General features: G+C 62.2%; 10 protein-coding genes. 5 read left to right on the forward strand and 5 right to left on the reverse strand.

Features of this window, described 5'->3' with window-relative positions:
* Positions 1-14 precede the first annotated feature (14 nt).
* The 4 genes from ACM6I6_RS06570 to ACM6I6_RS06585 all read right to left on the reverse strand — a co-directional run bounded on the left by ACM6I6_RS06570 (position 15) and on the right by ACM6I6_RS06585 (position 2,142).
* Complete coding sequence (locus tag ACM6I6_RS06570; RefSeq protein ID WP_323608513.1) at positions 15-272, reverse strand: DUF2790 domain-containing protein; 258 nt, start codon at positions 270-272, stop codon at positions 15-17.
* 127 nt (positions 273-399) lie between these two features.
* Positions 400-1,173 carry an alpha/beta hydrolase gene (locus tag ACM6I6_RS06575; protein ID WP_414919632.1) on the reverse strand — a complete coding sequence of 258 codons (774 nt, stop codon included), beginning with the start codon at positions 1,171-1,173 and terminating at the stop codon, positions 400-402.
* A gap of 130 nt (positions 1,174-1,303) precedes the next feature.
* The gene (locus ACM6I6_RS06580; protein ID WP_323608515.1) at positions 1,304-1,792 is read right to left on the reverse strand and encodes a DUF6644 family protein; all 489 of its coding nucleotides are present in this window, start codon (positions 1,790-1,792) and stop codon (positions 1,304-1,306) included.
* Positions 1,792-2,142: a DUF6152 family protein gene (locus ACM6I6_RS06585; protein ID WP_406592643.1), complete on the reverse strand. Its 351-nt coding sequence runs from the start codon at positions 2,140-2,142 to the stop codon at positions 1,792-1,794. Before ACM6I6_RS06585 ends, ACM6I6_RS06580 begins: the two co-directional genes overlap by 1 nt.
* A gap of 202 nt (positions 2,143-2,344) precedes the next feature.
* Between ACM6I6_RS06585 and ACM6I6_RS06590 the strand changes: the two genes are divergently transcribed.
* The 3 genes from ACM6I6_RS06590 to ACM6I6_RS06600 are packed head-to-tail and all read left to right on the forward strand — an operon-like array spanning position 2,345 to position 5,324.
* Entirely contained in the window at positions 2,345-3,310 is a 966-nt protein-coding gene (locus ACM6I6_RS06590) for a Bug family tripartite tricarboxylate transporter substrate binding protein (RefSeq protein WP_323608517.1), read from the forward strand.
* Position 3,311: 1 nt separating this feature from the next.
* The gene (locus ACM6I6_RS06595) at positions 3,312-3,797 is read left to right on the forward strand and encodes a tripartite tricarboxylate transporter TctB family protein (protein ID WP_414919633.1); all 486 of its coding nucleotides are present in this window, start codon (positions 3,312-3,314) and stop codon (positions 3,795-3,797) included.
* An 18-nt stretch (positions 3,798-3,815) separates the two neighbouring features.
* Positions 3,816-5,324 carry a tripartite tricarboxylate transporter permease gene (locus tag ACM6I6_RS06600; protein ID WP_414919634.1) on the forward strand — a complete coding sequence of 503 codons (1,509 nt, stop codon included), beginning with the start codon at positions 3,816-3,818 and terminating at the stop codon, positions 5,322-5,324.
* A 122-nt stretch (positions 5,325-5,446) separates the two neighbouring features.
* Here the strand turns inward: ACM6I6_RS06600 and ACM6I6_RS06605 are convergent, their stop codons facing one another.
* Positions 5,447-6,331, reverse strand: coding sequence for a LysR substrate-binding domain-containing protein (locus tag ACM6I6_RS06605; protein WP_414919635.1), 885 nt, complete (start codon positions 6,329-6,331; stop codon positions 5,447-5,449).
* 155 nt (positions 6,332-6,486) lie between these two features.
* On the opposite strand from ACM6I6_RS06605, the gene ACM6I6_RS06610 reads away from it, so the two are divergent.
* Both ACM6I6_RS06610 and ACM6I6_RS06615 read left to right on the forward strand, forming a co-directional pair.
* A complete protein-coding gene (locus ACM6I6_RS06610) occupies positions 6,487-7,788 on the forward strand; it encodes an NAD(P)/FAD-dependent oxidoreductase (protein ID WP_414919636.1) in 1,302 nt (433 codons plus the stop codon).
* Between the two features lie 52 nt (positions 7,789-7,840).
* A complete protein-coding gene (locus ACM6I6_RS06615) occupies positions 7,841-8,929 on the forward strand; it encodes a polyamine ABC transporter substrate-binding protein (RefSeq protein ID WP_323609497.1) in 1,089 nt (362 codons plus the stop codon).
* Positions 8,930-9,146: the final 217 nt, after the last annotated feature.

Raw genomic sequence — 9,146 nt, forward strand, 5'->3', positions numbered from 1 at the left:
TGCAGGGATGACGATCAGTGATCATTGGTGCAACCGCTGCCCTGGACCAGGTAATCGAGCTCATGCTGGCGACCCTGATGGTCGAGGTAGTTCAGTTGGGCCGGGATGATGCCGCATTGTTGTGAAATGTCCGTTTCACCCAGCACTTTGGCGACGTCGAGGTGGACGAAGGCTGCGTCCTTGTCGTGGATCACTGGGGCGGAGCTTTGGGTATCGGCAAATGCCGAGCCGGTTGCGAGGAGGGCGGCGAAACCGAGGATGTACATTTTCATGACGGTGATCTCTATTCAGGTTTGAGTGGGCTGTCGGCAGGTTGCCTGGCAGTGAGTTCAGGTTAACCAGGCGATCCGAACAGCCCACCAACAGCTCGATGACAAAGTTGTAATAAATGGCCGCCGGTTAAGGCTGGCGACCGGTGGCCACAAGGATCAGGTCGGCGATTTCCTTCGAGTGGGACACCAGCGACAAGTGGCTCGACGGCAATTCGATGGTGGTGGCGCCCATGCGCTTGGCCAGGAAGCGCTCAAGGTCCGGGTTGATCGTCTGGTCCTGGCTGGAGACGGCGTACCACGACGGTTTGGTGTGCCAGGCGGCAGCGGTGGTGCGGTCGGTGAACAGGGTCTTGGCAATCGGTTGTTGCACGGCGAACAGCTGCATGGCTTTATCGTGAGGGACGTCGCCGGCGAAGTACTTGAGGAAGGCGTCTTGCTTGAGGCTGACGAAACCGTCGTGTTCTTTGGTACCGGCGCGTACCGGCATGGTCGGGTATTTGGCCGACAGTGCGACGAAATCTTCCCCGGCATCCGGCGCACGCGCGGCGACGTACACCAGCGAACTGACTTTCGGATTGACCCCGGCCTCGCTGACCACCGTGCCAGCGTAGGAGTGGCCGACCAGCACGGTCGGGCCGTCTTGCTGATCGAGCACGCGCTGGGTCGCGGCCACATCATCGGCCACCGACGTCAGCGGGTTTTGCACCGCCGTAACGTGCAGGCCGGCCGCCTGCAAGCGGCTGATCACATCCGCCCAACTGGAGCCATCGGCCCAGGAACCGTGCACCAGCACGACGTTGTTGGCCTTGACCGGTGCGGTCGGGGTTGCAGCCATGGCGGACCCGCTGCCCAGTACGAAGAGGCTGGCGGCGATCAGGCAGAGTTTGCTCAATGGATTCATGGTATCGACCCTTGTCATCATCAGTGGGAGGCGTGTCACCCGGTGCGGGTGACTGACGACTTCACTGTATGAAGCGAAGGTGCTGGCTACGCTGACAACTCAATGACAAGTCTGTCATGCAACGGATCGTTCAGGTGTAGGCCAGCAATCGGCCGCAGAGGATCACGCTGACCCAGAGCGTGATGGAAAACAGGGCCTGCACCTTGGCCACGCCCGGTGCCGGGTTGCCGGTATTCCACGCCGTGACGGAACGGTACACGCCGACATGGAACAGCACGGCGTTTAAGCCCGCCGTGGCGATCAGGCACAGCTTGAGGATGAAAATGTCATTGGAGGCGAAGTCGTGAGGGTGGGCGGAAAACATCATCAGCCCGGCCGGAACGATCAACAGCAAAGCCGCAACGGACCATGGCAGGAGATGGCGGGCGAGGGCCGTCACCTGGATATTGCGCGATAGGCCGAGTACCCGCAGGTCGAACATCAGCACCGAACCGACCAGTATCGTAAAACCGAGGATGTGCACGACCTCCACCAACGGATACAGCCATAAATCACCGCGCATGGCTGAGCCAAGCGACGAATCATTGAGCCAGTCCATCCAGCCCTGGTTGGTTTGCATCAGCGCAACTCTATGGTTTTGTCGCCGATCGTGATGCGTTCTGCACGCAACTCATCGGGTTTGTTGCGGTTCTGATAACCGACCACGCTGGCTTGGGTGCCGACCGCCAGCATGTCCTTCGCCAGCCCACGGTTTTCCATGCGCGAGGGCGGTGCGAGCACCACGTTCCAGGTCTTGTCCGCCGTCTTGAGGTTGACGAAGCCATGGGGATGGGAGTAGCCGGAGGCTTCGATGGTGCCGCTCAGTTGCAAGGGTTTGCTGGAGTCGTACTCGCTCCAGCCGTGATGGGCGAATGCCGCAGTGGCCACCAACAGCAATGACACGCCAAAGCCCTTGAGCATGATGGTCATGACAGGGTTCTCCTGTTGCAGAGGGTTGGGTCGACGTTTTTCAGGATAGTTGGCGCATTTCGCGGGCTGGAACACCCCGACCAAAAGAATGTTTCAGTCTGTGACGCAGGACTCGCAGGGCTCGGCAGGCCTTAGACGGAACCATGTTCTACGCTTACCCGCAGATGGCACCCATAAAAACAATGCTAGAGGGAGAGACACCATGTCCGCTTTGTTTCGTCGCGTCGGCCATTGCCTGGCTGCAGGCCTTGTTGCTGCCGCAATCAGCACCCCCGTGCTGGCGCTGGACACCGTCAAGTTCATGGCCCCCGGTTCCGTGGGCGGCGGTTATGACCAGACGGCCCGGGTGCTGGGCAAAGCCCTGATCGAGGCCAACGCTGCCAAATCCGCGACCTTTGAGAACAAGGGCGGCGCAGGCGGTACGCTAGGGCTGGCGCAGTTTGCCAACAGCACCAAGGGCGACCCGAATGCGCTGCTGGTGGTCGGTGCGATCATGGTGGCGGGCATCGAGCAGAACAAACCGCAGATCAGCCTGAAGGACGTGACTCCGATCGCCCGGTTGTTCACCGAGTACAACGTGCTCGCGGTGCGCAAGGATTCGCCGTACAAGACCCTCGATGACCTGATCAAGGATTTCAAGGCCAAGCCCACCAGCGTGACCTTTGGCGGTGGTTCCAAAGGCTCGATCGACCACATCGGCATCGCCGAACTGGCCGGCAAGCTGGATGTGCCGGTCAACAAGGTGAATTACATCGCCACCGGCGGTGGCGGTGAAATCGTCGCCCAGGCCTTGGGCGGCCAGATCAAGGTGATCACCGGCGGTTACGCCGAGCTGGGTCAATACATCAAGAACGGCCAGTTCCGTGTGCTCGCCATCGGTGCGCCCGAACGCGTGCCCGGGATCGACGCGCCGACCCTCAAGGAAAGCGGGTATGACGTGGTCATCGGCAACTGGCGCGGTGTCTATGGTGCCGCCGGCCTCACGCCCGAGCAGCGCAAGGAAGTGACCGACGCGGTGGTGGCCGCCAGCAAAAGCAAAGTCTGGCAGGACAACATCAAGACCAACGCCTGGACGGAGAGCGTGCTGACCGGTGACGACTTCGGCAAATTCGTCGATGAAGAACACGTGCGGTTGCGCGCGATGCTGGTCAAGGTCGGGTTGCTTTGAAATGGCCGGATCCCGCGCAGTCGTGCCGACCCAGTTGGCCATCGGCATCGGCCTGATTACCCTCAGCGTGGTGCTGGCGGTGGGCGCCTGGCGCTTTCCGCCGGAGATGGGCTTCGTGATTCTGCCGGCCTATGTCTACCCCTGGGTGGTCGCGGGGTTTCTCGGGGCAGTGGGCGTGTTGTTGAGTTATCAGGCGGTCAGCGGCGGTTTTCGCGAGCTGGATAACCAACAGGCGCACACAGTGGCGGGCGGCAAGGCCGGCGCAGCCTGGGTCACCGCAGGGTTGATCGGTGTGGCCTTGCTCATCAACGTCATCGGTTTCGTGCTGGCCGCCGGGCTGCTGTTCGCCTGTTCGGCCCGCGGTTTTGGCAGTCGTCATCCACTGCGCGACCTGGCGATCGGCATGGCCCTGACCCTGCCGATCTACTGGTTGTTCAACGCCGGGCTGGGGGTTTCCCTGCCGCCGCTGGTCAACGCCTGGATCTGATCCAAGGAGATCGACAGCATGGACATTCTCGCCAGCCTGGCGATGGGTTTTTCCGCAGCGCTGACACCGATCAATCTGCTGTGGGGCTTCATCGGCTGTTTGCTTGGCACCGCCATTGGCGTATTGCCGGGGATCGGGCCGGCGCTGACGGTGGCCTTGCTGCTGCCGATCACTGCCAAGGTCGATCCCACCGGTGCGCTGATCATGTTCGCCGGGATCTATTACGGCGCGCAGTTCGGCGGTTCAACCACTTCGATCCTGCTCAATACGCCCGGAGAGTCGTCGTCCATGGTCACGGCCCTGGAAGGCAACCTCATGGCGCGTAATGGTCGGGCCGGGCCGGCGCTGGCCACGGCGGCGATCGGCTCCTTCGTCGCCGGCACCATTGCGACGGTGCTGCTGACCCTGTTTGCCCCGGTCGTGGCCAGGCTGGCGCTGAATTTCGGGCCGGCCGAGTATTTCGCGATCCTGGTGCTGTCCTTCACCACGGTCTCGGCGGTACTTGGCGCCTCGATGCTGCGTGGTTTTGCTTCACTGGGGATCGGCTTGACCATCGGCATGATCGGCCTCGACTCGACGTCGGGCATTGCCCGCTACACCCTGGGCGTGCCCGAACTGGTGGATGGCATCGAGGTGGTGCTGGTGGCAGTCGGTCTGTTCGCGGTCGGCGAAGCCCTGTACAGCCTGCTTTATCAAACCGAGCAAGCCGAGGGCCGGCATCGCCTGACGTCATTGTGGATGACCCGCGCCGACTGGAAACGCTCGGTGCCTGCCTGGTTGCGGGGCACCTTTATTGGCTTCCCGTTTGGCTCGATCCCGGCGGGCGGCGCGGAGATCCCGACCTTCCTGTCCTATTCCACCGAACGCAAGCTGAGCAAGTACCCCAAGGAGTTTTCGGCCAACAAGGGCGAGGGCGCCATCGAAGGGGTGGCCGGCCCGGAAGCGGCCAACAACGCCAGTGCCACTGGCTCGCTGGTGCCGTTGCTGACCCTGGGCATTCCGACCTCCGCCACGGCGGCGATCCTGTTGGCGGCCTTCCAGAACTACAACCTGCAACCGGGGCCGATGCTCTTCGAGACCTCCGCCGATTTGGTGTGGACCCTGGTGGCTTCGCTGTACATCGGTAACGTCATCCTGCTGGTGCTGAACCTGCCGCTGGTGGGCCTGTGGGTCAAGCTGCTGCAGATCCCCCGACCTTACCTGAGCGCCGGGATCCTGGTGTTCGCCACCATCGGCGTCTACGGCATGCGCCACTCTTCCTTCGACCTGCTGCTGATGCTGGGGATCGGCTGGGCCGGGGTGTTGATGCGCCGTTTCGATTTCCCGGTAGCGCCGGTGATCGTCGGCATGCTGCTGGGGCCGATGGCCGAGAAACAGCTGCGCAATGCCCTGTCGATCAGTGAGGGGGACTGGACGATATTCCTGACCCAGCCGATCTCGGCGGCGTTCATGGCGCTGACGTTGTTGGTGCTGGTGGTGCCACCGCTGTTGCATGCGCGTGGGATCAAGTTGCATGAAGATGACTGACGCGTCGGTCCCCCTGTAGGAGCAGCCGGTCGACGCTCGATTGCTCGCGAAAAACCTCAGAGCACCGCGGGGTGTCAGGCTCCCCGCGTCATCGTTGACCTCCATCGCGAGCAAGCTTGCTCCTACAGGTTGGAGGGTGTTCCTGCCTGCTCGGCAAACCACTGCAAGATCGCCCCGCACGCCGGATGCGCGGCCGCTGACGGCTGCAGGCACAGGGCGTAAATCCCCCGGGTCTTCAACGGCTCGCCAAACGGAATGACCAGCACGCCGCGTTCGATCGACTCGCCCGCCAGGGTCATGTCGGTCATGGCCACACCCAGCCCGCGGGCGGCGGCATCCAGTGCCAGTTCGTCGAGGTTGAAGGGAAGGTGGCGAAACTCGTCCAGTGACCTGCCGCCATTGGCGGCCAGCCAATACCGCCAGTCGTTCCTGTCGCTCGAACGGTGCAGCAGCGCAAAGTCGGCGAGATCCTCCTGTGAGGCCAGCGCCAGTCCGGGCGCACACACCGGCACCAGCGTTTCCTCGAACAGGGTCAGGCAATCCGGGGCAGCGGACGGTTCGGGCAGGTAGAGGATGTAGGCGTCGCTGTCGCTGGCCGGTTCCACCACCTCGGTGGCGACGGTCTCGATCGCCAGCGATACCTGCGGATGATGGCGGTAGAAATCATTCAGCCGGGGCAGCAGCCAGCGCACTGCCAGGGACACGTGCATGCGGATGCGGAACGGGCGCTTTTGCGGGGCGATCCGGTCTTCGAGGGCCTTGAGGTGTTCAAGGATGTGCCGCGCACTGGCGAGCACCTGTTCGCCTTCGGCTGTGAGCTGCAGGCTGCGGCTGGTCCTGAGGAACATCGAGGTGCCGAAGTGACTCTCCAATTGCTGGATTTTGCGGCTCACGGCGCTTTGGGTCAGGCACAGCGTTTGCGCGGCCTGGGTGAAGCTGCCCGAATCCGCGACCTCGACCAAGGCCTGCAGGCCCTGGAGCGAGGGCATGTGGCGAATGTTATCCATGCGTTTTCAGAATACCTGGATGATTTAATAACGTTGGTTGCCGATGCAATGTCCCTTTAGATTCTAGTCATAGCGGCCGTTATCTGAAACCACCCATGCAAATACCGCATGGGGTTTGCGAGAGGCCGGCACAACGACAGTCTACGAGGTGACGCATGGAAAACGTATGTGGCTGGATTGCGCAAGCCGGGGACAGCCCGTTGCGCGATCCGCTCAAGGGCACGCAGCAGGCCGATTGGCTGGTGATCGGCGCCGGCATCACCGGGCTGAGTGCCGCTCACTCGCTGGCTGAACTGCATCCCCAGGCACGCATTGTGCTGGTCGACCGCCAGCGCGCGGCGCAAGGTGCATCGGCGCGCAACTCTGGGTTCGTGGTCGCCCACGAACATCCCGGGCATGCCGAGTTGCAAGGCACCCCGGGATTCGCTGGCTACCAGGCCGATACCGCAATTGGCCGTACCGCCAGCGACGAGGTGCGCAAGCGCATTGCCCGGCACGGCATCGAATGCGATTTTCGCGAATCGGGCTATTTCTTTGCGGTCAGCGATCCGCGCAAGTTGACCCAGGTCGAGTCCAAGCTGCAGACCTTGCGCGCCGTAAGCGCCTCAGCAGAGTTTCTGCAAGGAGACCGGTTGCGCCAGAAGTTGGGAACCCGGCACTACCAAGCGGCGATCTGGTGCGGCAATGGCAATGCGCTGCTGCAACCGGCGAAATACGTCAAAGGGCTGCTCGATGCATTGCCGCCACAGGTGACCCTGTTTGAAAACACCGAGATCAGCGGCCTGCAGCGCCTGGGCAATGGCCGCATCCGCGCCAGCGGCGCCCATGGCTGCATCGAGGCCAGGCAAGTGCTGGTTTGCCTCAATGCCTTCATTCCCCGTTCCGGCATCAGTGACAGTGGCACCTTCGCCATGGAACTCAGCGCCAGCCTGACCCGGCCCCTGAGCGACGAAGAATTCCAGGCCCTTGGCGCCGTCGAGCCCTGGGGCGTGCTGTCGACCCGCCCCCTGGGGGCCACGGTGCGCCTGACCCCGGATCGCCGGGTGATGATCCGCAACACCGCCGAATACCGCGCCCAGGACTTGTCACCCGGCGAACTGGCGACCCGGCGCCAGCACCATGTCCTGGGTTTGCAGCGTCGTTTCCCGATGCTGGGCGCGCAGGACATCCAATACACCTGGACCGGCCACCTCAGCGCTTCGCGCTCCGGGCAGCCGTATTTCGCCAAGGTCGAGGAGGGCGTGTTCGCCGTGGCCGGGTGCAACGGCTCCGGCGTGGCGCGCGGCACGTTGTGGGGACGGCTGCTGGCGGAGCTGGCGTCGGGCATCGACTCGCCGCTCCTGCAATCGGTCAAAGGCCGCGCCCAGCCCGGCTGGCTGCCGCCCAAACCCTTGCTCGATATCGGTGCCATGCTGCGCATGCGCGTAGAGACGGCCCGGGCCAGAAGCGAAATCTAGAACACCGCCTTTCACATACAACAAAAGCACTTCAACACGAAGGTGATCGAACATGCGCGTCAATACTGTTTCCCTGGTGGCACTGCTCTCAACGTTGAGCGCCGCCGCCTACGCCGATGAAACCGTGAACATTTCCAACTGGAACGGCTACATCGCCGACGATACCCTGGCCACGTTCACCAAAGAAACCGGGATCAAGGCCACTTACGACATCCATGACAGCAACGAAGTGCTGGAATCGAAGCTGATGACCGGCAATACCGGGTATGACGTGGTCAGCCCGTCGAACCATTTCCTCTCGCGCCTGATCAAGGCCGGTGCCATCCAGAAGCTCGACAGGAGCCAGCTCCCGGGCTGGAGCAACCTCGACCCGGTGCTGATGAAAAAGCTCGAGGTCAACGACCCCGGCAACCAGTACGGTTATCCCTACATGTGGGGCACCGCGGGCATTGGTTATAACGTCGAGAAGATCAAGGCGATCTTCGGCAACACCGACGTGACCCGATCCTGGAGTCTGTTTTTCGATGAAGCCAATATCAGGAAGCTCAGCGAATGTGGCGTGGCGATCATCGACAACCCGACGCAAGTGCTGCCGATCACCCTCAACTACCTGGGGTTGCCGCCCCACAGCCACGAGCCGGCTGACTACAAGAAGGCCGAACAGGCGCTGCTGAAGATCCGGCCTTACGTCCAGTATTTCCACGCCTCCAAGTACATCAGCGACCTGGCCAACGGCAACGTCTGCGCGGTGATCGGCTTCAACGGCGACATCGTGCAGGCAGCCGCCAGCGCCAAGGAGGCGAAAAACGGCATCGACATTGCCTATTCGATCCCGGATGAGGGCTCGACGTTATGGTTCGACATGGTGGTCATGCCCAAGAACGCGCCGCACCAGAAGAACGGCTACTCCTACATGAACTACCTGCTGCAACCGCAGGTCATCGCCAATATCACCAACAGCATCCATTACGCCAACCCCAACAGCGCAGCGGACGTTGATGTGGTGCCGGCGGTGAAGCAGGACCTGGCGATCTACCCGCCCAAGGCAGTGATGGACAAGCTGTTCACGGTAGAAGACCTGCCAGCCTCCATCGCCCGCTTGACCACGCGGCTGTGGACCAAGTTGAAGACCAATACCTGATTGCTGGCAAGCCAGCTCCTACAGGATTTGCGGGGAGCATGTTGAATGGGGCATTACGCGCATCTGTAGGAGCCGGCTTGCTGGCGATGCGATGGTGGCCGTTACGCCGTCATCGCTGGCAAGCCAGCTTCTACAGGATTTGTGGATGCTGTTGGATTTGGGGCATTACGCGCATCTGTAGGAGCCGGCTTGCTGGCGATGCGATGGTGGCCGTGAC

Origin of the sequence: Pseudomonas sp. IT-P218, from assembly GCF_949767605.1 — a bacterium.
In the GTDB taxonomy this organism is placed as follows: domain Bacteria; phylum Pseudomonadota; class Gammaproteobacteria; order Pseudomonadales; family Pseudomonadaceae; genus Aquipseudomonas; species Aquipseudomonas putida_AE.